Source organism: Mycobacterium sp. 236(2023), from assembly GCF_029623955.1.
Classification (GTDB): Bacteria; Actinomycetota; Actinomycetes; order Mycobacteriales; family Mycobacteriaceae; genus Mycobacterium.
The window spans coordinates 739433-764105 of record NZ_JARSBP010000004.1 but is presented as its reverse complement, the minus strand read 5'-3'; the positions used below and the strand labels follow the sequence as shown (position 1 = coordinate 764105).

Genomic DNA, 24673 nt, shown 5'->3' with positions numbered 1-24673 from the left:
GGGAATCACTCCAGCTCGGCACGTGACGTGTCCTTGAGCGCGACGCCCGACCGTCCGAGCTTGCGAGCGCCGGCCACCAGGGCTGCGGCGATGCGCGCAGCCGTCGGATAGTCGAGACCGCCGGGGTGGATGTTGGAGATGCAGTTGCGGTCCGCGTCGGTGCGGCCAGGCTTCGGCAGATGGGTCAGGTAGATACCCAGGCTGTCGGCGACGGAGAGCCCCGGCCGTTCCCCGATGACCATCAGCAGGGTCGATACACCGAGCGCGGCGCCGATGTGGTCTCCGAGGGCGACCCGCGCCTGGGTCGCGATGACCGGAGGCGCCAGCCGATACGCCCCGTCGAACTGCTCGATGAGCGCCGCGAGCAGACCGGTGCCGTGGTCGGTCAGCGCGCGGGGCGACAGACCGTCTGCGAGCACGATGCCGATGTCGGCTCCCGTGTCCGGCAGCTCGCTCAGGTCGTCGGGTGCGCGGCCCAGATCGGGACGGCGCAGATATTCGGCGCGGCTCGCCGCCCGGCTGCGCACGATCAAGGGCGCACCCAGCCCGGCGGGCTCGACTGCGGCGGCGAACGCATCGACATCCAGCGGCACGTGCACGGCGTCGCGGGCCGCCGAATGCGCGGCCTTGAATTCCAGAACACGCTGCGAGGGAAGCGAATTGCCCGCGCGGCCCAACCCAATGCGCGCCTGTGTGGTGCGGCGCAGGGGAGCCCAGACGTCTTCGACAGGGGCGTTCTCGGTCATTGGCCGGCCGCCAGCGCGAGTAGGGGCGAGCGGGCGGGGTCGATCGGCAGGACGTGGCCGTGGGCGTCGGCCATGCCGAGCCGCGCCAGCCAGGCCTCGAATTCGGGCGCCGGCCGCAGCTTCAACGTCTTGCGGGCGTACAGCGCGTCGTGGAAGGCGAGACTCTGGTACCCGAGCATGACATCGTCGGCGCCGGGAACCGTGATGACGAACGCCGCGCCGGCGACGCCGAGCAGGGTCAGCAGTGTGTCCATGTCGTCCTGGTCGGCTTCGGCATGGTTGGTGTAGCAGACATCGACGCCCATCGGCAGGCCGAGCAGCTTGCCGCAGAAGTGGTCTTCGAGACCAGCCCTGATGATCTGCTTGCCGTCGTAGAGGTACTCCGGCCCGATGAAACCGACGACGGTGTTCACCAGAAGCGGGTCCAGAGCGCGGGCGACGGCGTAGGCCCTGGTCTCGAGCGTCTGCTGGTCGACGGGCTTGCCCCCGGTACCGAGGTGGGCGCCGGCCGACAGTGCCGAACCCTGGCCCGTCTCCAGATACATGATGTTGTCGCCGACGGTGCCGCGCGCGAGGGATCGCCCCGCTTCGTTGGCCTCGGCCAGCATCGGCAGCGTGATCCCGAAACTCGTGTTCGCCCCTTGTGTTCCGGCGATGGATTGGAACACGAGGTCGACCGGGGCGCCGCGCTCGATGAGCTCCATCGTCGTGGTCACGTGAGACAGCACGCACGACTGCATCGGAATCTCGAACCGCTGCCGGATCTCGTCGAGCAGGTGGAGCAGATCCGATGTCGCGTGCGGGGAGTCGGTCGCCGGGTTGATGCCGATCACCGCGTCTCCGCAGCCCATCAGCAGGCCGTCCAGCGTTGCGGCGGCGATCCCGCGCGGATCATCGGTCGGGTGGTTCGGCTGCAGACGGGTGGCGAGCGTGCCCGGCACGCCGATCGACGTCCGGAAGGCGGCGCCGACGACCGTCGCCGCGGCCACGGCGATCAGATCCTGATTGCGCATGATCTTCGACACGGCCGCCACCATCTCCGGGGTCAGCCCGGGCGCGACCGCCCTGATCCGCTCGGCGCTCTGCGGGTGGGATGCGGTGTCCAGCAACCAGTCCCGCAACCCTCCGACGGTCAGGTGGGACACGGCCTGGAATGCCTGGCGGTCGTGGCTGTCGATGATCAGGCGCGTGACATCGTCGGTCTCGTAGGGGACCACCTGCTCCTGGAGAAACGTCGAGAGCGGTAGATCGGCGAGAACCCATGCCGCAGCAGCTCTTTCGGCATCTGACTCGGCGGCGCACCCGGCGAGCTGGTCACCGGAACGCAGCGGGGTGGCCTTGGCCATGACCTCGACGAGGCCGTCGAACTGATAGGTGTGGCCGGAAATCTGCTGACGGTAGGTCATCTGAGATCGTCTTCGGCGGCGGCAAGTGCGGCGAATTCTTCGTCGGGGGAGTTGGCGATCACGCGGTGCCGACTGTAGAGCCCGAAATACGCCATGAAGGCCGCGAACACGCCCAGGCAGCACAGGGCGGCGACATGGTCGACGAGGAAGGTTGCGATCACCGCGAGCACCGCCACCACGAGGGCGAAACCGGTGGTGACGACACCGCCCGGGGTGCGGTAAGGCCGCGGCATCTCAGGCTCGCGCCTGCGCAACACGATGTGGCTGACCATCATCAGCACGTAGCTCAGCGCGGCGCCGAACACCGCCATGTTGAGCAGGAGCGCGCCCTGGCCGGTGAGCGACAACGCAAATCCGATGAAGCCCGGCACGATCAGCGCCAACGTCGGTGCTTTGCGCGAGTTCGTCACCGACAGTGCGGTCGGCAGATAGCCGGCTCGCGAGAGCGCGAAGAGCTGGCGGGAGTAGGCGTAGATGATGGAGAAGAAGCTCGCGATCAGCCCGGCCAGCCCGATGTAGTTGACCACCTTGGCCCACCCGCTGTCCCCGAGCGCCTCGACCAACGGATTGCCGGACTCCGACATGGCCGCTGCACCACCTGCACCGGTCGTCAACACGAGGACAGCGACGCAGGTCACCAGGAGCACCGCCATCGCGGCGATGATGCCTCGCGGCACATTGCGCTCCGGGCGGTCGGTTTCCTCGGCCGCCAGCGGCACGCCCTCGATGGCGAGGAAGAACCAGATCGCGAATGGGATCGCCGCCCACACCCCGAGCAGCCCGAACGGCAGTAGCGCAGACGACCCGGCCGCGTCGGTCACGGCGATGTCGGTGAGGTTGGCGGGATCGAACTGGCCGACCGCGGCGACGGCGAAGACGACGAGTCCGACGAGCGCGATCGCGGTGATGACGAACATGACTTTGAGTGCCTCACCGACCCCGGACAAGTGGATGCCGATGAAGATGGCGTAGGCGCCGAGGTAGACCCACCAGCCATCGGTGATGCCGAACAGGCCGAGGGATTCGACGTAGGCGCCGATGAACGTCGCGATGGCCGCCGGTGCGATCGCGTACTCGATGAGGATGGCGGTGCCAGTGGCGAAACCGCCCCATGGTCCGAGCGCGCGCCGCGCGAACGTGTAGCCGCCGCCGGCCGCGGGCAGCGCGGAGGACAGCTCTGCCATGCCGAGCACAAGGGCCAGGTACATCCCGGCGATGATGACCGCGGCGATCGCCAGACCGCCGAAACCACCTTCGGCCAGGCCGAAGTTCCACCCGGAATAGTCACCGGAGACGACGTAGCTGACGCCGAGTCCGGCCAGCAGCACCCAGCCGGCGCTACCTCTTTTCAGCTGGCGCTTCTCCAGATAGTTGTCGGTTTCCCGGTGTGCTTCGACGCCGCTCACGAGATGGGTCTCCCTTCATCGATGTGACCCAGAACACTACTGGCCGCGGAGTTGCATCGACGTTGCACGAAAGCGCGAAACGCTTTGGCGCACAACGAAATACACGTGACAGAACGCAGGATTAATCAGCGCGACATCGACGTCGCCACCCGGATGACGCGCGGGAGCCGCATGGTGGCGTTACGCTCCTGCCGATCCGACGTGCACCCGGGGCGGATTTTAAAGGTCTTTCTTCCAACCTTTAGCGGAAGCCTAGGTGCTGCACGAGGCGGTGTCCAGTCGTGTGCACGGACAACCCCATCTGTAACAGCGTCCCGACAATGTCCGATAGATCACACACAACGGCGACAGAAGGAGACGGCGTGGGCATGGTGCTGGGGTTGTCGCTGACCTCCGACGATGTCGTCTGGGTATTGGTCGACGAAGCCGACGGCACCGTGACAGACCACGACGTCATCGAGTTCCATTCCGACACCGAGATCGCCGGTGCGGCCGCGCGTGGCGCTCACGCAATCGCTGCCAACGGCGGTTTCGACGTCGACCGCGTTCGGCTCACCTGGAGCGACGACGTCGCTCGCGACGGCCTGCGGCTCCGGACTCGCCTGAGCTGCCTGGGCTTCGCCAAGGTCGAGGCCGTTCCTTTCGGCAACGCCATGGCCGTCATGGTGCACCCGGAGACCGAGCCCGGCCTGGCACTCGCCTACGGTGCCGCCGTCGCCAAGGTCCACCCCAGCGAGGCCGTCACCGTGCCCATCGTTCGGCAGACCCCACCTCGTCGAAACCGCTCCCGGACGCGGATCGCGGTGGCCGTGCTCGGCGCCGCCGCCGTCGCGGCGCTCGCCGGGCTGCTTCTGACCTCGGGTTCTGTCCCGTCCGCCGAGCAGACCGCCACCGCAGCCGCATCACGACCCCAACCCGACCCGGGCTGGGTCGCCGTGCCCGCACCGTCCGACTCCGCCGCAAACGCAGTCCGCAAGATCGTCGCGGCGCCGGACCAGGAGTCCGACGAGGCCGACGAATCCGAGTGGGCCACCCCCGAGCCTGCTCGCGCCGCGGAGCCCGTCGCGCTCCCCGTCGTCCCGGTGCCGACCGGAGTGCCCCACATGCCCGAAGGCGTCCCGCACCTCGCGGCACCGGCGCCCGCCGCTCCGGTCGTCTTGCCGGCGCCGGTCCCCGAGGCCGTTCCGGCTGCGCCCGAGGCCGTTCCGGCTGCGCCCGAGGCCGTTCCGGCGGTGCCGGAAGTGGCTCCGCCCGCTCCCGAAGCTGTCCCGCCGACGGGCGAACCACACCTACCTGCCGGGCAACCCGAACCCGTCGCCCCCGAGATGACAGATCCGTCGAATCTGTTCACTGCGCTGCCCTGAGCCGCTAGCCTCGACGCCGTGACGGCGGTGACCCACGAACTCGAAACCGGAAACAGCATCGTCGACCGCGCCCGCGCGATGCGCGACCTCGTGCGCGACCAGGCCGCCGACTGCGAGCGCAACCGCACCCTGACCCCCGCCGTCGTCGACGCCATGTGGTCCGGCGGACTGATGACGTCGTTCAACCCGACGGCCGCCGGCGGCGTCGAGCCGACCTTCACCGAGATGATCGAGACCTGGATCGAGATGGCTTGGCAGGACGGCTCGTTCGGGTGGGTGGGGATCGCCAACCTGCCGTCGTCGTTCGCCGCGGCGGCCTACCTGCCCGATGCCGGTTTCGCCGAGGTGTTCACCGCCAACGACAACCGCGTCACGATGGGCGGCCAGTTCTTCCCCAACGGCCAGGGCGTCGCCGTCGACGGCGGCTACCGACTGACCGGATCATGGAGTTTCGGCTCGGGCACGGGCCACGCCGAATACGTCGCCGCCGGCTTCTTCCCGATGGTCGACGGTGAGATGCAGTGGATCAGTGAAGGCGTGCCCGACATGCGGGTCGCCGTGGTGCCGCGCGCCGACGTCGCGTTCAACGACGGCTGGCATGTGCAGGGACTCAAGGCCACTGGGTCCTACGACTACGCGATCGCCGACGTATTCGTCCCGCACGAGCGCACTTTCGCGCTGTTCACCCGGGAACCGCAGCGGGGGAGTTCGGCCGCGACGCGGATGGGCATGATGCCGGTGACCGCGGCGGGGCATGCCGCATGGGCGCTGGGCGTCGCGAAGAGCATGCTCGACGACGTCGCGGAGCTGGCCGAGACGAAGTTCCGGATGAGCGACATGGCATCGCTGGCCTCCCGGCCGACCTTCCAGAAAGGCCTGGCCCATCACGTCGCCGCGTGGCGAGCAGCCCGGCTGCTTGTGCTCGACGCGTTCACGACCGCCGAAGCAGTTGTCGGCGGGGGTGGCGAGCTGACCCCCACGCTGCGGGCCGATATGCGCGTCGCCGCGGTGTTCGCCACCGACACCGCGAGGTCCTGCGCCGAATGGGCCCACCTCGTCGCAGGCACCACGTCCATCCGCGAGGGCAGCCGCCTCGAGCGGGCGTTCCGCGACATCTACACCGGCACGCAGCACGCCTTCATCAGCGAGAAGGTGGCCATCGACGCCGCGCAGGTGTGGCTCGGAATCGTCGAGGACCAGTTCGGGCTCTAGATCTCGGTCACGATCTCGCGTAGGTAGCGCCTGCTCGCCAGCAGGTAACACGCGATCGCGACCAGATGCATGACGGGAACCACGCACAGTAGTGCCCGGCCCAGCGACACGGTGCCGAGGTCCGCCTTCAGCGCATCGCTGATCACGCCGGTCACGAACGGTCCCACCGAGCCGAGGATCGCGCTGAAGAACAGGAAGATCGCCGACGCGGTGGCCCGCTGTTCGGCAGGTACCAGGCGCTGGATCGCCGCGATCGACGGCGCCATGTAGGCCGTGCCAACGACATAGCTCAGCGCGATGAACACCACTGCCAGAACCGGACTTTCGACGATGAAGGCCAGCGTCGAGAACGGGATCAGGACAGCGGTCATCAACGCCACCAGCCACAGCAGCCACCGGGGATCTACGCTCGACAGCCGGTCGGCGACCTTGCCGACCACGAGCAGGCCCAGGATGCCGGCCACACCGCTGGCGATGCCGTACTGGATTCCGACGTCACCGAGCGACATCCCGCGGGCCCGCATCAAGAAAGCGGGAGCGAACGTCGTGACTGCATAGCCGGCCACTGAGATCGACGCGGCACCCGCGACGATCGTCAGGTAGCTCGGCTTGCGCAGGATATCCCACCAGTTCGTCGGAACCTGTTCGGCAGCAAAAGATTCGACCAATGGATTCTGTCGGCGGCCGACGACCGCCAGCACGACGGGAACGAACGCGACGCTGAGCGCGCCCATGACGACGAACGCCGTCCGCCACCCGAGCGCCTGGGCGAGCAGACCACCGCCGATGAGGCTCGCTGCGCTCGCGAGTGGGATGGCCAGTGTGATGACCGCCAGCGGCGCCGCTCGGCGTTCCGGTGCGAAGTTGCGGGCCACGTAAGCGTGGGCGGCCGGCGTCGAACCAGCTTCGCCGATGGCCACACCCACACGGGTCAGCGCGAGCTGAAACCCGGACTGCACGGCCCCGCCCAGCATGGTCATCGCTCCCCACAACGACAGGCATCCCGAGATCACCAGGCCGTAGGCGCCCCGATCGGAGATGCGCGCGATGGGGATCCCGATGAGCGCGTAGACGGCCAGGAATCCGAACCCGTTGATCAGGCCGATCGCGGTGTCGGACAACGCCAGATCTTCGCGGATCGGTTCGGCCAGGACGGCAGGCAGGAATCTGTCGGCGTAGTTCAGCGTGCCCACGACGGCCAGGACCGACACGGCCGCCCATGCACGCCGCGGCGTATGGCCCGACATCAATCTCCTCGTGGGGCTCGGCTTCTAGCGAGAGGCTTTACAGGAAGCTCCCAGAATGTCATGTGTGCACGGCGCGGAAGTGCCGAACTGACGACCCGGGGTTACCGCTGGGCCGTCTCGTTATATATGCTAAGTACCGCCCTGTTCCGACGCGGGAGTGATACATGACCTTGATGAAGCGTTCGCTCTGTGCCGCCGCCGTCGCTGCCGGCCTGACCGCGGGAGTGCTCGGCGGTGCGTCCGCGAGCGCGCAACCCGCGCCGGCATGGGCACCGCCGAAACCCGCCGAAGTCTGGAACGGTCAACCGGTCGTGTGGAATCCGGCCTGGGGCGGGCGTTGGGGTGTTTGGATCAACGGTGGCTGGATTTCGTTGACCTCGAACCCGGTCACGGGCGGCGGTTAGATCCATGATCGGCACCCTCCATCTGCATAGCCGCGCTATATACTCACGCGGGGATGCGCGCACCCCGATCGACATGACGAGGCAGGAGCAACGATGACCGGACTGAGAAATCGCATCACGCGTGCAGGTCTGGGGTTGCTCGGCGCCGCAGCGGTCGGCCTGAGCCTCGCCGGTCCCGCGTCGGCCGACTCGACCGAGGACTATCCGATCCCGCGCCGCATCATCCACACCACCTGCGACGTCGAGCAGTACCTCGCCGCCGTCCGCGACACCAACCCGGTGTACTTCGAGCGCTACATGATCGACCGCAGCAACAGGCCCGCCGACATTCAGCAGATGGCCTTCGACCGCATCCACTGGTTCTTCTCACTCGACGCCGTGGGCCGCCGCCAGTACTCCGAGAACACCGCGACCAACATCTACTACGAGCAGGTCGCCACCCGCTGGGGCAACTGGGCCAAGATCTTCTTCAACAACAAGGGCGTCGTCGCCCACGCCACCGACGTCTGCATGAACTACCCCCGCGGCGATATGTCCGTGTGGAACTGGGTCGTCCGTTAGCTCAGCCTCTGACCCCGACCGTGATCACGTCCGATATCGGCGTCCACATCGGACGCTGAACGCGGTGCTGATCGTCGACGGCGAACCCGGCGTCGGTGAACAGCGCCCGCATCTCCGCGGGATCCGGGGCGTGCGACGGGTTCAGCTGGTTGGCGGTGAGCCATTGCAACGGCAGCCGCTGCCGCGGGCTGAGTGTCGCCACCGCAGCGAAACCACCCGGCGCGAGCACGCGGTGGAACTCCCGCAGCGCGGCCGGCTGATTGAACCAGTGGAACGCCGACGTCGTCACGACCGCGTCGAGGGTCCCGTCGTCGAACGGCAACTGCTCCGCCGGCGCCGTCCGCCATTTCACGGCGCCCGAGCGACGCACCGCCTGCGCCAGCATCCCCTCTGAGAGGTCGACACCGAAGACCTCCCCGGGATGCAGTTCGCGCTGAATCCGGTCGGCGAGAATGCCAGTGCCGCAACCGACATCGGCGACTCGTCGAGAGGCATGAGCCCGCAGAAGCGCGATCATCTCGTCGTGCGCAGGCCGGTACACCCACCGCTGCACGAACTCGGTGTCATAGATCGGCGCGGCAAGGCCCCAGAACCCGGTGACGGCCTGGTTGAACCCCCTGCGCGTGACCATCATCGCGGAAACACCGAAGCTACTGCTGGGCCTGGCCCAGAATCGGGAGCTTGTCCGGGCAGTACGTGCGCAGCGCCGCAGCCAGGAACTGGTAGGCCTGATCCGTCGTCGCGTCCTTCTCCAGCTGGTTGTGGACGAAGTTCGCCGACGCGAACACGTCGGGGTCGGTGCCCATAGTGATCCGCTTACAGGCGATCTTGCCGATCCAGGCGTTGTAGTCCTTCTGCCCGTAGATCCCGTACGTGTTCAGCTCGTTGGCGAACGCGGTGTCGGGGTCGGCGGCGGCGGGCGCCGCGGTTCCGAGAGCTCCAAGCGTCACAGCCGCCGCGGCGACACCGATCATGAGGCGCTTCATGCCCTCACTCCTTCCGACGGATCCGATTGCAGCCCACCAGGTCTCGGCTAGGGCGCGGGGATAGGACGGGTACGTACCCGTTGCGGCCACCAGAACCATGGACCCAGTAGCGCGGCGATCGACGGTGTCATGAAGGCTCGAATCACCAACGTGTCGAACAACAGACCCAGACCGATCGTCGTGCCGACCTGCCCGATGACGGTCAGCTCACTGACCGACATCGACATCATCGTAAGCGCGAACACCAATCCCGCGGCCGTTACGACGGAACCACTGCCGCCCATGGCGCGGATGATGCCCGTGCCGATGCCCGCGTGTATCTCCTCTTTGAGGCGGGAGACCAACAACAGGTTGTAGTCGGCGCCCACGGCCAGCAGGATGATCACCGCCATGGCCAAGACCATCCAGTGCAGTTCCTGGCCCAGGATGTGCTGCCACAACAGCACCGACAACCCGAACGAGGCGGCCAGCGACAACACCACCGTGCCGACGATCACCGCAGCCGCGACGACGGCCCGCGTCAGGATCAACATGATGATGAAGATCAGGCCCAGCGCGGAGATACCGGCGATCAGCAGGTCGTAGTTGTTGCCGTCCTGCATGTCCTTGAACGTGGCCGCGGTGCCACCGAGGTAGACCTTGGACCCCTCCAGCGGGGTGCCCTTGATGGCTTCCTTGGCGGCGGTCTTGATGTTGTCGATCTTGGCCACGCCTTCGGGGCTGAGCGGATCACCCTCGTGAGAGATGATGAATCGCACCGCATGCCCGTCGGGGGACAGGAACTGCTCAAGACCACGCTGGAAGTCGGCGTTCTCGAAGATCTCCGGCGGCAGATAGAACGAGTCGTCGTTCATCGAGTCGTCGAACGCCTCGCCCATGGCGTCGGCATCCTCCGACATCGCCGCCATCTGGTCCTGCTGACCCTTCTGCGACTGATACATCGTCAGCATCATGGTCCGCATGGTCTTCATGGTCTCGATCATCTCGGGCATGAGCGCGACCATCTGCGGCATCAAGGTGTCCAGCCGTTTCATGTCCGGCAGGATCGCCTTGAAGTCATCGGTCATCACATTGATGCCGTCGAGCGTGTCGAACACCGACCGCAGCGCCCAGCACACCGGGATGTTGAAGCACTTCGGTTCCCAGTAGAAGTAGTTGCGGATCGGCCGGAAGAAGTCGTCGAAGTTCGCGATGCTGTCGCGGAGATCTTCGATGTCGACCAGCATGTTCTCCATCTTCGAGACCATGCTGTGCGTGATGTCGGCCATCTGAGTCGTCAGATTCGACATCTTCTCCATGGTCGCGATGGTGTTGGCCATCTCGTCCGCCTGGACCAGCATGTCGGCCATCCGGTCCTGCATGTACTTCTCGTTGAGCCGCTGCGTGGTGCCCTGCATGCTCATCTGGAACGGGATCGACGTGTGCTTGATCGGCTTGCCGTCGGGCCGGGTGATCGCCTGCACACGGGCGATGCCCTCTACCTTGAACAGCGCCTTGGCGATCTTGTCGATGACGAGGAAGTCCGCCGAGTTGCGCATGTCGTGATCGCTTTCGATCATCAACAGCTCGGGGTTCATCCGGGCCTGGTCGAAGTGCTCGTCGGCGACGGCGTAGCCCTCGTTGGCGGGCAGATCGGCCGGCAGGTAGTCACGGTCGTTGTAGTTGGTCTTGTAGCCCGGCAGAGCCAGCAGGCCGATCAGGGTGATCGCCATCGTCGCGATCAGGATCGGGCCGGGCCAGCGGACCACGGCGGCACCGACCTTGCGCCAGCCGCGGATTCGCATGGCGCGCTTGGGTTCCAGCAGCTTGCCGAAGCGGGTGGCGATGCTGATGATCGCGACCATCAGCACCACGCCGGCCATCACGACGACGAACATGCCGATCGCCAGCGGAACGCCCATGGTCTGGAAGTAGGGGAGCCGGGTGAAGCTCAGGCAGAAGGTGGCGCCCGCAATCGTCAGACCCGAGCCGAGCACGACGTGGGCCGTGCCGTGGAACATCGTGTAGTAGGCGGATTCCTTGTCCTCGCCGAGCGCACGCGCCTCCTGATATCGGCCTATCAGGAAGATCGCGTAATCGGTCGCCGCGGCTATCGCGAGCGTCACGAGGAGGTTGGTCGCGAAGGTCGAGAGCCCGATGATCTCGGTGTGCCCGAGGAATGCGACCACGCCGCGGGCGGTGGCCAGCGACAGCACCACCATGAACAGCGTGATGAGCACCGTCACGATCGACCGGTACACCAGCAGCAGCATGACGATGATGACGGTGAATGTGGCGGCCTCGATGAGGCGCATGCTGCGGTCGCCGGCGATGTGCTGATCGGCGGCAAGCGCGGCCGGACCGGTCACGTATGCCTTGACACCAGGTGGCGCCTCGAGGCTGTTGACGATGCCCTGGACGGACTTCACCGACTCGTTGGCGAGTGCCTCACCCTGGTTGCCCGCGAGCTTGACCTGGACGTAGGCGGCTTTGCCGTCGTTGCTCTGCGAGCCCGACGCGGTGAGGGGATCGCTCCAGAAGTCCTGGACGGACTGCACGTGCGCGGTGTCAGCCTCCAGCCGGTCGACGAGTTCGTCATACCAGGCGTGCGCCTCGTCGCCGAGGGGCTGCTCGCCCTCGAAGACGATCATCACCGAGCTGTCCGAATCGCCTTCTTCGAAGAGCTCGCCGACCTTCTTCATCGAGATCATCGACGGGGCGTCGTTCGGGCTCATCGACACGGCCTGCGCCTCGCCGACCGCCTCGAGCTGGGGCACAAAAACGTTCAGGCAGACGATCACCGCGATCCAGACCACGACGATCGGCAGCGCGAAGAGCCGGATCATCCGGGGGATGAACGGCCTGTGCGGCTCACGCGCAGCGGGGAATTCGTCGGTGCGGGCGTCGGAAACCGGTGCGCTCATGCGGACTTCACAAAGCAGAAGGTCTGGGCATTCAAGCCGTCGGTCGTCCTCTCGTCCTTCAATTCGTCATCGACGAAGATCCGGCACGTGATCGATCCGCCATCACCCTGGGCGACGATGTTGGGCGCCGCCGACGGCTCGGTCGTCTCCAGGACGAGCGTCCACGGCAGCGCCGCGCCGTCGACGCGCTGCGGTTTGGCGTCGAGGTCGAGGTAATTCACGTCGGCATACGTTCCATTACCGACGATCTCGTAGCGGACGACCTTCGGATCAAACGGTTCGGGCAGGTCGGCGAAGTTGCGCGGCGTCTCGATGATGCCCTCGGCGCCGAAGAAGGTACGGATGCGCGCAACGGTCAGGCCCGCAACCACAACGACGACGACGATGAGCAGTGGCAGCCAGATCTTCTTCCCTATGGCTAGCACGACTGCTGACCCCGCGAAGTGACGCGCATTTGACCCCTGAAATCCGTATCTAATGTTGTGCTGATCGTAACTTAGCCGGTTTAAGTTCTCACCCGGCCATAGATTAGCTCAAGCAAATGTGTCACTGCTAACTCGTATTTCGAGCAGGCGATCCAGGTCACAATTTAACGCTTCCGGTAGTGTGCTGAGCGGTCGCACAGTCGATGAGGAGCGTGCCCGTCATGACCGTCTACTACGACCCGTATGACATCGCCATCACGACCGATCCCTACCCGACCTACGCCCGTCTGCGCGACGAGGCACCGCTCTATTACAACGAGCGATACGACTTCTGGGCGCTGTCACGACACGCCGACGTCGAGAAGGCGTTGCTGGATTGGTCGACGTTCTCCAACAGCCGCAGCGACATCCTCGAGCTGGTCAAATCCGACTTCGACATGCCCAAGGGCGTGATGATGTTCGAAGACCCGCCCGAACACACGATGCTGCGCGGCCTGATGTCGCGAGTCTTCACACCGCGCCGGATGGCCGAGATCGAAGACCAGATCCGACGGTACTGCGTCAACTGCCTCGACCCGCTGGTGGGCAGCGACGGCTTCGACGTCATCGCCGAACTCGCCGCGATGATGCCGATGCGGGTGATCGGCATGCTCCTCGGCATCCCGGAATCCGAACAGGTGTCGGTGCGCGACGCCAACGACGCGAACCTGCGGACCAAACCCGGCGCGCCGATGAAGGTCGCAGACCCGGACCGGATCGCCGACGGTCGCATCTACGCAGACTACGTCGAATGGCGTGCAGCCAACCCGTCCGACGATCTGATGACCGCACTGCTCAACGTCGAGTTCACCGACGAACACGGCGTTGAACGCAAGCTCACCCGCAAAGAGGTCCTGCACTACACCCAGGTGGTGGCCGGGGCGGGCAACGAGACCACCGGGCGACTGATCGGCTGGCTGGCCAAGGTGCTCGCCGAGCACCCCGACCAGCGCCGCGAGATCGTCGAAGACCGCTCACTGCTGGGGCGCACCGTCGACGAGACGCTGCGCTTCGAACCCACCGGACCCCACGTTGCGCGATATCTGGCCAAGGATCTCGAATACGACGGCACCACCGTGCCCGCGGGCGCCGCGATCCTGCTGCTGTTCGGTGCCGCCAACCGCGACGAGCGCCGGTACCGCGATCCCGACACCTACGACATCCATCGCGACAACATCAGCCACCTGACGTTCGGCAAGGGACTGCACTACTGCCTGGGCGCCAACCTGGCCCGCCTCGAGGGGCGCGTCGCGCTCGACGAACTCCTCAACCGGTGGCCCGAATGGGACATCGACTACGCCACCGCGCGACTGGCCCCCACGTCGACCGTGCGGGGCTGGGAGCACCTACGGATTCTGGTCGCCTGAGCCGTCGCCTGAGCCTGAGTCGTCGGTGTCGGCAGCGTCGAGCACGCTGACCGCGATCCCGTACGGCAGGAAACGCACCCGCCGCTTCGGATCGGTGTTGTTCTTGTTGGCGCGCAACGCATCCAACTCCGTCGGATACACCTGCTCGATGTGCGCACCACCGCCGTCGTCGGTCGTGAAGATCGCCCACACGCCGTCACCGGCCTCGCCCGTGGTCTCCGGCTCCGCGCGCGTCCGGGTGCCCCGGGAGAACTCGTCGAACAGACTGGAAAAGCCCGCGCGCCCCAGCGCGTCCCGCAACCCTTCGCCCGCTTCGCGGACGACGCGGTCCAAATCCTCGGGGTCGAATCCGAAAGGTCCGTTGCTCCTGCTCATAACCACCAGTGTGCCCGCGGCGGCACGTCTAGTCGACTGTGGGCCCCCGAGGTGGTAGGCAACCATATGCCTTTCACACAAGCTGACGTGCTGGCCTCGGCGCAGAGGTCGCTCGTCGCCGCCGGCGCGCATGACCGTGACGGCTGGATCGGCCTGTTCACCGCGGACGGCCGGGTCGAAGACCCGGTCGGATCGGCGCCACACGTCGGGCACGCCGCGATCGGGAACTTCTACGACACCTTCATCGGTCCACGCATCATCACCTTCCGGCCCGAAGGCGACATCGTCGTCGACAACATCGTCATCCGCGACGTCGAGCTCGTCATCGAGATGACATCGACGCTGACGATGCGCGTCCCCACCTATATCCGCTACGACCTGCGCGAAGACGGCGGCGAACTCGGCGTCGCCGCGCTGTCGGCCTACTGGGAGCTCCCCGCGATGATCGGCCAGTTCGGCCGCGCCGGGTTCGGTGCCGTCCCCGCCGGTATCGCGCTCGGGCGGACGATGTTCGCCAATCAGGGCCTGAGCGGCAGCCTCGGCTTCCTGAGCGGCTTCCGCGGCGTCGGCAACGGCGGCAAGAGGCTGTTCGGCCGTTTCCTCGACGACGCATGCGGCGGAGACGAGGTCGGGATGCGACGGCTGCTGTCCGACACCCAGGTCACCGGCGGTGACGCTGGCGGGCTGACACCCTCCGACCTCGTCAAGCACTTGTCGGGCGGCAGCTGGAGCAAGCTCATCAGCGCCGGCCGGTCAGTGGCGGCGCGGGTGGACCGCGACGGCATCAGGACCGTGCTCGTCGGGGAGATCGGCCCCGGAGCCGGCAGCGACCGCGCCCGGATCACGCGGATCCGGGTGTTCGGCGAACTCGACTGACCGGCCACATCAACCGAGTACGGCGACCCGGCAACGTTTCGGTCGCGGTGTCGCGTGGCCCCCGCCGAACGTGAGAACGTAAAAGCACCATGGCCGAGCCTTCATCTTTCTCCCACGATGCGTCCGTTCCCGGGCAATCCCTGACTTACGAGCAGTTCGGTCGCCGATTCTTCGAGGTCGCGGTCACCGAGGAACGCGTCGGCAACGCCATCGGCGAGATCGCGGGAGACGCGTTCGAGATGGGCCCGATGGCACAGGGGCCCGGCGGCCTGGCCAAGGTCACCGCGAAGGTCCGCGTCCAGCAACCCAATGTGACCCGTGACGTCGGCGAGCTGATCACGTTCGCGATCCGGATCCCACTCGAGATCGACATGGTCGTCGACCTGCGCATCGACAAACCGAAGTTCATGGTCTTCGGGGAGATCTCACTGCGGGCCACCGCGAAAGCCGCCGAGCCGCTGCTCCTGATCCTCGACGTCGAAAAACCGCGCTCCACCGACATCTCCATCCACGTGACATCCAAGACGCTGCGCGCCGAGGTGGTGCGCATCATCGGCGGGATCGACGCCGAGATCAAACGGTTCATCGCGCTGCACGTGGCCGGCGAAATCGACAGCCCCGGTTCGCAGAAGGCCAAGATCATCAACGTCGCCGAAACCATCGACGAGGCCTGGACCGGCATCTGAGCTACGCGCTCAATGTCTCCAGGTGCGGGCGCCGCGGAGGCCGGCCGGTTCCCACCGACTTACCGCGCATGTGCATCCACAGGTACGGCATCAGCATGTTCTGCGTCCACAGCAGCTGCGAGTACATCCGGGAGCGGAACGACGGCAGTGCGGCCGCTGGATCCGCCACCGCCCAGTCGTGATCGGCGCTGGGCAGCGCCAGCGCCTCCGCGGCGGCTGCGGCAAAGAGCATGTGCCCCTTGGGGGATCCGTGTACCCGATCCGGACTCCAGATGTCGGGCTGAGTCATCGACGGTGCGACGAACAGATCCACCAGACGGAAGCCGTGGCGCACCGCAGCGTCCCTGATTTGGGCGTTGATGATGATGAGGCGCTTGGCCAGCACCCGCCCGATCGGCAGGATCCGTGCCAGATCCGGGAACGTCGTCGTCACCACCGTCGCGCCCGACGCCGCGAGCCGCACATGCATCTCGTCGAGCTGTTCCAGTGCCCGGTCGAATCCCGAACCGGGCCTGGTCATGTCGTTCATCCCGATGCAGACGGTGATCAGGTCGGCGTTCATCTCCAACGCCCGCGGCAGCTGATCGTCGAGCACATCGCGGATCTGCCGACCGCGGATCGCGAGATTCGCGTACTGCAGGCCCGGCCAGACGCTGTCGATCATCACCGCCAGCCGGTCGGCGAAACCGGCCAGGCCGGTCTCGTCGTCGCCATCCCAGAGCCCTTCCGTCTGACTGTCACCGAGTGCGACATACCGGGAGTACCCGAACACAAACGTGACTCTAGCGCGTCACCACAATCTGCCCAGCCTCGTCAGGTTGAGCACCATTCCGGTGACGCTGAGCTGAGTGATGATGTCCTCCAACAGCTTCGGTGGAAGGTCGGTGCGCCACTCCGGCAACCTGCCCGACATCTGCACGACACCTGGAGCGAAGGTCACGGCGGTCAGCTGCAGACCGTTCGCCAACTCGGGAAGCTGCACCGGGTAGCGCGGAGTCGCGGCGGGCAACCGCCAGCGCCGGCTGCCGACGCGTAGCTGCCGCGCGGTCAGCCACAGCGTCGTGCCGTCGAGCCTGGCCTCCACCTCGACGTCGCCGAGATCAGGCCGTCGCGCCAGCCCCAGCCGTGCGATGCCGTCGGGTCCGACCCTGCCCGACAGCCGCGGAGCCGCCGTGCGGAACAGATCGTCGAGCGTGGCGGCAGGTAGATCCAGCGTGATGTCGACCGGTGCGGCCACCGCAACCGGCGGCGCACCCGGCTTCATGTGCACGTTGTGCATCACCACCGTCGCCCGATCGAAACGAGCTGTCCGCCAATGAATGTCCTCGGCGGTCACCGTCACATCGTTGAGCTGGCCGACGGCGAGCCCGTGCGTATCTAGGCGGGAATCGAACTCTGTGACGGTCATCGTCAGGTCGCCGCCGTCGAGACGCACCGTGAGCCTGCGGCCCAGGACGAGCCTGCGCATCGTGACAAACAGCGTGCGATAGGCGGCCGCGGCGCCGCTGTTGACGGGCACCATCGCGGTCGCCGACCACAAGGATGTCAATAGCTCGACCGGCCGGAACGGATCGAACCGCCGTGGACGGGTCATGATGGTGCCCATACTATCGTCGGCACCGTGCCCAAGCTCAGCGCCGGACTACTACTGTTCCGGGAAACCGACGCAAACCTCGAGGTGCTGATCGGGCATCCCGGCGGCCCCTTCTGGGCGCGCAAAGACGAAGGCGCATGGTCGATTCCGAAAGGCGAGTACGTCGACGGGGAGGATCCGTGGACGGTGGCGCAGCGGGAATTCACCGAGGAAACCGGTAAGCAGCCGCCGACCGGCCCGCGTATCGAGTTCGCGCCGCTGCGCCAGCCCGGCGGCAAGGTGGTGACAGCGTTCGCCGTGCGGGGCGACCTCGACCTCGAGGGCACGTTCAGCAACACCTTCACGCTGGAGTGGCCGCGCGGATCCGGCACGATCAAAGAGTTCCCCGAGATCGACCGGGTGGACTGGGTCGACCTGGCGACCGCGCGGGAGAAACTGCTGAAGAGCCAGCGCCCGCTGCTCGATCAGCTCGAGGAGGCACTCGGACGCGACGCACCGGAAGGGTCTCGATCGCGTTGATCGTCAGCGCGCGGCCGTGGAACCGCCAACCTTTCGGGGTCCGCAGGTATTCGTCGTCGTAGCGCAGATGCCAGACCACGTCGGTGGCGTTGCCGTTGCCGTCGACGCTCCAATGGTGGGCCACGCACGCGATCCGTCCCAGCGCGTAGTCGCGGTCCTCACCGGGCGCGTACACCTCGCCCACGATTGCGTGCTCGGTCCGGGTGATCGCGGCCAGTGCCGACAGCGCGGTGCGCACGCCGTCCCGGCCATGGTGACGCAGCGTCGGCTCCAGCGAAGAGGGAGGGTCCGGCACCCGTAATTCCGCTGTCTCGGTGAACAATTCGAGTACATCGTCAAACCTGCGGTCGTCGACCGCGGACGCGTAGAGGTGGACCAGGTCGGACACCGCAAGCCGGTCGGGTACCTCGAGCGTCACGGCAGGCCGTTGCTTCGGCGGATGTCCTCGCGGCATTCCCTGCGCGTCTGGCCCGTCTGTTCCATACAGGTCAGCACCGGGAACGCCTCCTCGGCGGGCACCGGCGGCTCGGTCGGATCCGGCGGTGGGGTCGAGCTGGGGCTGGACACTTCGCCCCGGGTCAGCGACCAGATCGTGGCATCGGAAGCCGGAACGGAGGAGCAGTACGCCGTGGCGCCGGTGTCCGTCGTCGCCGTGCTGTCCAGCGGAGAGCAGTTCGCGCCGATGACCGCGACGGCAGGCGCGGTCGCCGAGGATGTCACGGTGTCGGTGACGGTCTCGGTCGCCTCGGTCGTTGTGGCGGGGGCACTCGATGTCGGTGGCGGAGGCGCCGCGGTGGTCGCGGTGGACGTGGTGGACGTCGAGGTCTGGCGCGCGGTGGGCGTCTCGTCGGCGCGGTCCGCGCGCAGGAACTCCAGCGCGGCCACCGCGACGGCCGCGACAAGCAGCACAGCAAGCACCGCCGGCACGAGGACGGCCGGGCGCCGCCACGTAGGTCGGGGCGGCGCGGCAGTCGCCCGCAACAGCCGGGTGGCGCCGTCGTCGGCCGGTGCCGCGAGCCGATGACTGAGCGCGTGCGCGAAGTCCGCACACCGCTCGAAGCGGTCGTTGGGGTCCTTCGCGAGCGCCTTGGCCAGGACGGCGTCGACGTGGGACAGGTCGGGTCGTTGATCGCCGATCGTCGGGGGTTCCGCCGAGAGATGCTGGCTGATCACCACAGCCGGATTCGAATGGGAGAACGGCGGTTTGCCCGTCAACAGATGGAATGCCGTCGCAGCCAGCGCGTACTGATCGGCGCGGCCGTCGAGGTCACGGGCCATCAGCTGTTCGGGTGCCGCGTACGACACCGTACCGACGGTCATGTTCGTCGCGGTCAGGCCGCTGATATCGTCATCCCATCGCGCAATGCCGAAGTCTGCCAACAGAATTCGCTGATCCGGAGCACCCGGCTTGGACAGCAGGATGTTGGCGGGCTTGACATCGCGGTGCAGCAGGTGGCGTTCATGGGCGTAGTCGAGTGCCTCGGCGACAGCGGTGATGACCTCGGCAACCTGCTGTGCGGGCAACCCGTCACCGCGCTGATCGGCAAGAAGGTGCGCGGCGTCGGTGCCCTCGACGTAATCCATCGAGATCCAGATCTGGCCGTCGTACTCACCGCGGTCGTGCACGCCGACGATGTGAGGATGCCACAGCGTCGCGGCGATGTCGGCTTCCCGGTTAAAGCGCTGGCGATATTCCGAATCGGCCGACACCGAGGCGGGCAGAACCTTCAACGCATCCTGGCGGGGGAGGCGGGGATGCTGCGCAAGGTAGACCTCGCCCATCCCACCGGAACCGAGCAGGCGCACGATCGTGTACCCGGCGAAGGTCTCACCTGCGGCCAACGGCATTGGCGCATCCTACCGACGGAGTCAGAAATCCAGCGTCAACCGCGAGCCGTCTTCGGCGCGGGACACGCAGGTCAGCATCATCCCGGCAGCCCTCTCCGGCGCGGTCAGCAGCGTGTCGCGGTGATCGACCGACCCCGTCAGCACCCGGGTGCGGCACGTTCCGCAGAAGCCCTGCTGGCACGAGTACCGCGCGGGGACGCCTGCACGGCGCAAAGCGGACAGCAGCGTCTCGTCGGCGCTCACGTCGACCGTCTCGCCCGTCGATGCGACCGTCACCCCGAACGGTCTGCCGTCGACAACCGGCGGCGCTGCGAACCGCTCGAAATGCAACTCCACATCGTCGCGCCCGACGAGTGACGACCTGATCGCGGTGAGCATCGGCGCCGGCCCGCACGCGTAAACCGCTGTGCCGTCCGGACAGTCGCCCAGCAGATCGGCCGCGTTCGGCAACCCGTCCCGGTCGTCGGTGCGGATCTCGACCGGCGCCCCGTAGGCGGCGACCTCGTCGACGAACGGAAGGCTGTCCACAGAACGTCCCGTGTAGACCATCGACCAGTCGATGCCGAGCTTTCGGGCCAGCGCGAGCATAGGCAGGATCGGCGTGATGCCGATACCTCCCGCGACGAACCGGAACCGGCGCGCGGGGGAGCCGTAGCCGGGCACGGTCAGCGGGAAGGCGTTGCGCGGTCCGTGGGTGTGCACCGTCGAACCGACCGGCAGCCCGTCGTGCACCTCGATCGACCCGCCGCCGCCGTCGGGGATGCGGCGCACCGCGATCCGGTACTCCTGCGCGACACCCGGATCCCCGCACAGCGAGTACTGCCGTACCGCGCCGCTGGGTAGATGGACGTCGACATGTGCGCCGGGATACCACTGGGGCAACGGATTTCGGCCGGGTGCCGTCAGCGTCAACTCGACGACATCCTGGTCGTGCGCCACGACGCGACGCGCGGCGACCGTCAGCGGAAAAGTTTCCAAGGCGGCGCCCGGTGGACGGATTCGCCGCACCGCCGCCGATGCCGCGAACAGACCGGAGATCGCCGCGTCGGCAAGTCGCAGCGTCGGGTCGTGGCGCATGCGTCCGGACGCGCTCGGCGGCACCCGCCGATAGCGCTCGAAGGGCCGCATCACAGGTGTGCGGCGCGCGCCGCCGGCGACGCGGCCAGATACGCCACGGCCTGCGCGGTCGATCCGAGTTGCTCCGGCGAGTAACCGGGACGGAAGTAGCCGAGCGTGCTCGACCCGAAAAGGTTGCGGTACAAGGGAAGCAGGCCAAGCTTCGAATCGCGCATACGCATTCTGTTGAACGCCCACCAGCCGGCGTCCACGGACGGATCGTTCTTGACCAGATACCACGCGGCACGCTGGAAGAACACGAACAGCATCGAGGCCGACACGGTCATCGCGCGGATCCTCGCGAAGTAGCTGTCGTGGAAGTAGACGGCGACATCGTGGGCGACGCTGCGGTGCTCGACCTCCTCGCTGCCGTGCCAGCGGAACATGTCGACCAACGTCGGGTCGGCACCATGGTCGTCCCACGAGCAGTTCAACGCGAAATCACCCATTACCGCCGTGTAGTGCTCGATGGCGGCGATCAGCCACAGACGGTCGCACAGGTGGTTCATCCGGCGGGCTTCGTCCACGGTGTCGTCGAGCGGCGCGAGGACCCCGGAGAACAGGTGCTCGATCTGATCGAGGATCGGGGTCGGGTCCACGCCGTGACCGACCATGAACTCGTGCAGCACCTGGTCGTGCACATCGGCGTGGGTGGCTTCCTGGCCGATGAATCCACGAATGTCGTCGGCCAGCTTCGGGTCGTTGACCAGTGGCAGCGCCTCGTTGAACGTTTCGACGAACCAGCGCTCGCCCGCGGGCAGCACGATGTTGAGGACGCTGACGACGTGCGACGCGACGGGGTGGCCGGGAATCCAGTGCAGCGGGATGTCGGCGACGTCGAAGTGGACCTTGCGGGCCTGGATCTGCACGGGACCGGGATCGATCTCGGCGTCGAAACGGCGCGGTCGCAACATTGCGGCTCCTGTTCGTCGTGAACTCGAGCTGAGTTTACGACGAAACGAACCCTTTAGTGGGAACGCGGGTACCGGATAAGGGGGCCGTGCGTCAGGGTTGCGGTGACGTGTTGGCGATGATGGGCGCGCCGCCACCCGGCGGAAGCCCCTGCACGACGCCCGGCGCCGGCGGCGGGACACCCGCACCGGGAGCTCCCGCGATCGGAACGATCGGGGTAGGGGTGACCGTTGTCACGCCATTCGCGCCGATTGTGGGTCCGCCGGTCGGACCCATCGCCTTGATCTGGTCCGCCGCGGCTTGCGTGCAATCGAGCATCAGCAGCATGCGACCGCCGCTGGTGACCTTCTGCGTACCGACCAGGCACGAAGACTGAGGAAGCACACTGCCGGTCGATCCACCGAAATAGGCCTTGATGCCCTGGCTCTTCAGAATGGCCAGCGCACGCCCATACTGCTCGCCGACCACATTGGAGGGATGAGCCGAGTTCCCGGCGGGCTGCGGCTGAGACATCGACACACCGGCGCCGACCAGCGCAGCTGTTCCGGCGGCGACGAGTCCGCCGCTGAGCGCAACGAGCTTGTTCACAAAAACTCCCTCGGGTTCGGTATGCGGTGCGAACATATCGCAGCAGTGACGAATGTGAAACCGCTGCAGCGGGCCTCGGCGTTACACCGGGCCTGACCGCAGACACAACGAAGCCACCTCCTTGGGAGGTGGCTTCGGTGCCTCAGGGGAGTCTGTCGCCGTTACGACTCGGCCCTATGCAGCCGGGGTACGCGGGTCCCATCTTTCGAACCGATCGACGATGCGATCCACATTCTTGTCCAGAAAATCCCGCACAGGTCCGATGATTCGGTCGGGAATGAAGGACGGTAGACTGTCGAGTACGACGTGAAATGAGTCTTTGAGCTCATCCCTGACGTCGGCCCAATCGCCGGCCAAGATACCTGTCACTACAGAAACAAAATTCTGCGTTTGACTCGCGAAGCTGTAGGCAGCGCCGACATAGCGGTCCCACACAAAACCTAAAACCTTTCCGATATCGGGCGGAAGCACATACTTCACCCATCCCGACGGCTCCCATGCGCGCAATGCATCGCCGACACCGCGGACTTGCTCACCCAGACGTTCCCACGTCTTTTCCCACAAGCCATTCGACGGATCTTCTGGATCCGTCCCGGGATCACCGGGATCTCCAGGATCACCGGGGTCGCCAGGATCACCGGGGTCGCCAGGACCTCCAGGATCGCTCGGGTCAGGATCGCTCGGGTCAGGATCGCTCGGGTCAGGATCGCTCGGGTCGCCGGGAATGTCCGAGTCGAAGTCGTCGGGGTCCTCCACCGAAGGGACGCCGTCGCCGTCTTTGTCGGGGTCTTCGTCGTCTGGGATACCGTCCCCGTCGAAATCGGGCCGCGGCCGGGGTTCGAAGAGCTCGCTGGGGAACTCATCCTTGGCGATCGCCACAATCGCGTGTCCGATGTAGACCGATGCTTCGCGGTCGTAGTTCAGGACCCATTCGTTGAGGGCATTCTTGGAGAAAATCGCCTTTTGATGCGCGTAGTTGACAATCTCGTGGTCGTCGGTGAGCAGCTCAATTCCCACGGTTTCATACGCAGTCGTGTACGAGGTGTAACCGGTTGAGTCCGTGCTCGCGACTTCGACGAGGCGGTACTGCACGACGTAAATATCGAAATCGCGGAGCGGGCCATCGAGGGGGGTCAGACGCTGTCTGAATACTTCGTAGGCATCGTCTCTGGAGACCGAGGAATAGACATCCCAATAACCAGCGTCCAGATAGGGCTGCTCGTCACCGGAGAAATCCCGCGGTGGGTATTCTGAAAAGCTGAGAATGCGCGGACCATTGATCGAGTAGTTCGACTCTGTCTGCGCCCACCGCTGACGGAGCAGCGCCAAGCCCCAATTGTTCCAATCGCGGCCGGTCGGGTCCACGATGACCACCCCGTCAGACCCCGACGGCATGTTTGGATCCTTGCCCGGTACCCCGAAGACGTACGGCATGTCATCCACCGGGACGTAGGCAAGTTCTGGCACCTCCAATTCGGGTGGGATGCCTGCCACCTCTTCGTCGTCCAGCCACGCCTGGCTGGTCGACGAGGTTGCCAGCCTCGCGTTCCCGGCGAGCGTCGCGTCGGGCACGACCGAGTTTTCAGCGCCCGCTGCCACGGACCCCTCGTGTGCCTGCAACGCGGGGGCCGATTTCAGGTCGATCTCGGAGAGGGTGTCGGCGTTGAGGTCGTCGTCTTCGAGTGCGTCCCCGACTGACTCGTGGCTCGAACCTCGGGCCACGCCGCGTCCTCCGTCATCGGCTTCGTCGCTGCTCGAATCGTCGTTCTTGCGCGACGGAGAGCGCTCCTGCGCAGTGTCGTCCGGGGCCGGGGGCTTCGTGGAGGCTGATCCACCCGACGAGTTTCGGGCGCTCGGGGCCTCTCGCGTCGACTTGGACGACGGCGACGCCACGCTTGTGGAACCGCTTTGGTCCGACGAAGGAGTGTCGGCGCTGGCTGCTCCCGCACCTGACACCAGCGCCGCGCCGACACCGAGCGTCACCGCCCCTGCGCCGAGCCATGCATACGGTTCGACCCGACCGCGCGTCGCGGCTCGGTGTCTTCCTCGGCCGTGCCGGCGGGTATTCGCCACCTCTTCCGGTACCCCTGTGG

The 24673-nt window shown here is 66.5% G+C and carries 24 protein-coding genes and 1 pseudogene; 8 read left to right on the top strand and 17 right to left on the bottom strand.

The features are described 5' to 3' along the window. Positions 1 to 5: 5 nt before the first annotated feature. From eutC to eat, 3 genes are read right to left on the bottom strand one after another with little or no spacing between them, the layout of a single operon-like run. Positions 6 to 746, bottom strand: coding sequence for an ethanolamine ammonia-lyase subunit EutC (gene eutC, locus P9A17_RS20370; RefSeq protein WP_278040505.1), 741 nt, complete (start codon positions 744 to 746; stop codon positions 6 to 8). Beyond that, entirely contained in the window at positions 743 to 2152 is a 1410-nt protein-coding gene (locus tag P9A17_RS20365) for an ethanolamine ammonia-lyase subunit EutB (RefSeq protein ID WP_278040504.1), read from the bottom strand. The genes eutC and P9A17_RS20365 overlap by 4 nt, the downstream gene beginning before the upstream one ends. Continuing rightward, positions 2149 to 3558 (bottom strand): ethanolamine permease, encoded by a 1410-nt coding sequence (gene eat, locus P9A17_RS20360; RefSeq protein ID WP_278040503.1) that lies wholly within the window; start codon positions 3556 to 3558, stop codon positions 2149 to 2151. The genes P9A17_RS20365 and eat overlap by 4 nt, the downstream gene beginning before the upstream one ends. Before the next feature lie 362 nt (positions 3559 to 3920). Between eat and P9A17_RS20355 the strand changes: the two genes are divergently transcribed. Together P9A17_RS20355 and P9A17_RS20350 are read left to right on the top strand one after the other, a co-directional pair. Next, a complete protein-coding gene (locus P9A17_RS20355) occupies positions 3921 to 4922 on the top strand; it encodes a hypothetical protein (protein WP_278040502.1) in 1002 nt (333 codons plus the stop codon). 27 nt (positions 4923 to 4949) lie between these two features. Beyond that, entirely contained in the window at positions 4950 to 6134 is a 1185-nt protein-coding gene (locus P9A17_RS20350) for an acyl-CoA dehydrogenase family protein (protein ID WP_278040600.1), read from the top strand. On the opposite strand, the gene P9A17_RS20345 is transcribed toward P9A17_RS20350, so the two are convergent. Beyond that, entirely contained in the window at positions 6131 to 7381 is a 1251-nt protein-coding gene (locus P9A17_RS20345; protein ID WP_278040501.1) for an MFS transporter, read from the bottom strand. The genes P9A17_RS20350 and P9A17_RS20345 overlap by 4 nt on opposite strands. A 164-nt stretch (positions 7382 to 7545) precedes the next feature. On the opposite strand from P9A17_RS20345, the gene P9A17_RS20340 reads away from it, so the two are divergent. Beyond that, positions 7546 to 7785: a hypothetical protein gene (locus P9A17_RS20340; RefSeq protein WP_278040500.1), complete on the top strand. Its 240-nt coding sequence runs from the start codon at positions 7546 to 7548 to the stop codon at positions 7783 to 7785. A gap of 93 nt (positions 7786 to 7878) precedes the next feature. After that, positions 7879 to 8346 carry a DUF5078 domain-containing protein gene (locus P9A17_RS20335; protein ID WP_278040499.1) on the top strand — a complete coding sequence of 156 codons (468 nt, stop codon included), beginning with the start codon at positions 7879 to 7881 and terminating at the stop codon, positions 8344 to 8346. Between the two features lies 1 nt (position 8347). Here the strand turns inward: P9A17_RS20335 and P9A17_RS20330 are convergent, their stop codons facing one another. The 4 genes from P9A17_RS20330 to P9A17_RS20315 are packed head-to-tail and all read right to left on the bottom strand — an operon-like array spanning position 8348 to position 12660. Further along, positions 8348 to 8980 (bottom strand): methyltransferase domain-containing protein, encoded by a 633-nt coding sequence (locus P9A17_RS20330; RefSeq protein ID WP_278040498.1) that lies wholly within the window; start codon positions 8978 to 8980, stop codon positions 8348 to 8350. A 16-nt stretch (positions 8981 to 8996) separates the two neighbouring features. Then, the gene (locus P9A17_RS20325) at positions 8997 to 9332 is read right to left on the bottom strand and encodes a DUF732 domain-containing protein (protein ID WP_278040497.1); all 336 of its coding nucleotides are present in this window, start codon (positions 9330 to 9332) and stop codon (positions 8997 to 8999) included. Between the two features lie 47 nt (positions 9333 to 9379). After that, the gene (locus P9A17_RS20320; RefSeq protein ID WP_278040496.1) at positions 9380 to 12235 is read right to left on the bottom strand and encodes an MMPL family transporter; all 2856 of its coding nucleotides are present in this window, start codon (positions 12233 to 12235) and stop codon (positions 9380 to 9382) included. Continuing rightward, positions 12232 to 12660 carry an MmpS family transport accessory protein gene (locus P9A17_RS20315; RefSeq protein WP_278040495.1) on the bottom strand — a complete coding sequence of 143 codons (429 nt, stop codon included), beginning with the start codon at positions 12658 to 12660 and terminating at the stop codon, positions 12232 to 12234. Before P9A17_RS20315 ends, P9A17_RS20320 begins: the two co-directional genes overlap by 4 nt. 221 nt (positions 12661 to 12881) lie before the next feature. Here P9A17_RS20315 and P9A17_RS20310 point away from each other — a divergent pair, with 221 nt between their 5' ends. Beyond that, complete coding sequence (locus P9A17_RS20310) at positions 12882 to 14066, top strand: cytochrome P450 (RefSeq protein ID WP_278040494.1); 1185 nt, start codon at positions 12882 to 12884, stop codon at positions 14064 to 14066. On the opposite strand, the gene P9A17_RS20305 is transcribed toward P9A17_RS20310, so the two are convergent. Beyond that, entirely contained in the window at positions 14046 to 14441 is a 396-nt protein-coding gene (locus P9A17_RS20305) for a hypothetical protein (protein WP_278040493.1), read from the bottom strand. The genes P9A17_RS20310 and P9A17_RS20305 overlap by 21 nt on opposite strands. A 66-nt stretch (positions 14442 to 14507) precedes the next feature. On the opposite strand from P9A17_RS20305, the gene P9A17_RS20300 reads away from it, so the two are divergent. Together P9A17_RS20300 and P9A17_RS20295 are read left to right on the top strand one after the other, a co-directional pair. Then, the gene (locus tag P9A17_RS20300; protein WP_278040492.1) at positions 14508 to 15317 is read left to right on the top strand and encodes a ketosteroid isomerase family protein; all 810 of its coding nucleotides are present in this window, start codon (positions 14508 to 14510) and stop codon (positions 15315 to 15317) included. Positions 15318 to 15406: 89 nt separating this feature from the next. After that, positions 15407 to 16003, top strand: a complete 597-nt coding sequence (locus P9A17_RS20295; RefSeq protein ID WP_278040491.1) for a hypothetical protein — start codon at positions 15407 to 15409, stop codon at positions 16001 to 16003. Between the two features lies 1 nt (position 16004). Here P9A17_RS20295 and P9A17_RS20290 read toward each other — a convergent pair whose 3' ends face one another. Next, the gene (locus P9A17_RS20290) at positions 16005 to 16775 is read right to left on the bottom strand and encodes an SGNH/GDSL hydrolase family protein (protein WP_278040490.1); all 771 of its coding nucleotides are present in this window, start codon (positions 16773 to 16775) and stop codon (positions 16005 to 16007) included. An 18-nt stretch (positions 16776 to 16793) separates the two neighbouring features. Then, a complete protein-coding gene (locus P9A17_RS20285; RefSeq protein ID WP_278040489.1) occupies positions 16794 to 17597 on the bottom strand; it encodes a hypothetical protein in 804 nt (267 codons plus the stop codon). 27 nt (positions 17598 to 17624) lie between these two features. Between P9A17_RS20285 and P9A17_RS20280 the strand changes: the two genes are divergently transcribed. Continuing rightward, positions 17625 to 18116, top strand: coding sequence for an NUDIX domain-containing protein (locus P9A17_RS20280; protein ID WP_278040488.1), 492 nt, complete (start codon positions 17625 to 17627; stop codon positions 18114 to 18116). Between the two features lie 22 nt (positions 18117 to 18138). Here P9A17_RS20280 and P9A17_RS20275 read toward each other — a convergent pair. From P9A17_RS20275 to P9A17_RS20250, 6 genes and pseudogenes are all read right to left on the bottom strand, one after another. Next, positions 18139 to 18570, bottom strand: a pseudogene (locus P9A17_RS20275) (nuclear transport factor 2 family protein); the annotation flags it as partial. Beyond that, positions 18531 to 19964: a serine/threonine-protein kinase gene (locus P9A17_RS20270; RefSeq protein WP_278040487.1), complete on the bottom strand. Its 1434-nt coding sequence runs from the start codon at positions 19962 to 19964 to the stop codon at positions 18531 to 18533. The gene P9A17_RS20270 and the pseudogene P9A17_RS20275, both read right to left, overlap by 40 nt. Before the next feature lie 21 nt (positions 19965 to 19985). Beyond that, the gene (locus tag P9A17_RS20265; RefSeq protein WP_278040486.1) at positions 19986 to 21092 is read right to left on the bottom strand and encodes a PDR/VanB family oxidoreductase; all 1107 of its coding nucleotides are present in this window, start codon (positions 21090 to 21092) and stop codon (positions 19986 to 19988) included. After that, complete coding sequence (locus tag P9A17_RS20260) at positions 21092 to 21994, bottom strand: metal-dependent hydrolase (RefSeq protein WP_278040485.1); 903 nt, start codon at positions 21992 to 21994, stop codon at positions 21092 to 21094. The genes P9A17_RS20265 and P9A17_RS20260 overlap by 1 nt, the downstream gene beginning before the upstream one ends. Before the next feature lie 91 nt (positions 21995 to 22085). Beyond that, positions 22086 to 22580 carry a hypothetical protein gene (locus tag P9A17_RS20255; protein ID WP_278040484.1) on the bottom strand — a complete coding sequence of 165 codons (495 nt, stop codon included), beginning with the start codon at positions 22578 to 22580 and terminating at the stop codon, positions 22086 to 22088. 174 nt (positions 22581 to 22754) lie between these two features. Beyond that, complete coding sequence (locus P9A17_RS20250) at positions 22755 to 24563, bottom strand: hypothetical protein (protein WP_278040483.1); 1809 nt, start codon at positions 24561 to 24563, stop codon at positions 22755 to 22757. Between the last annotated feature and the right edge of the window lie 110 nt (positions 24564 to 24673).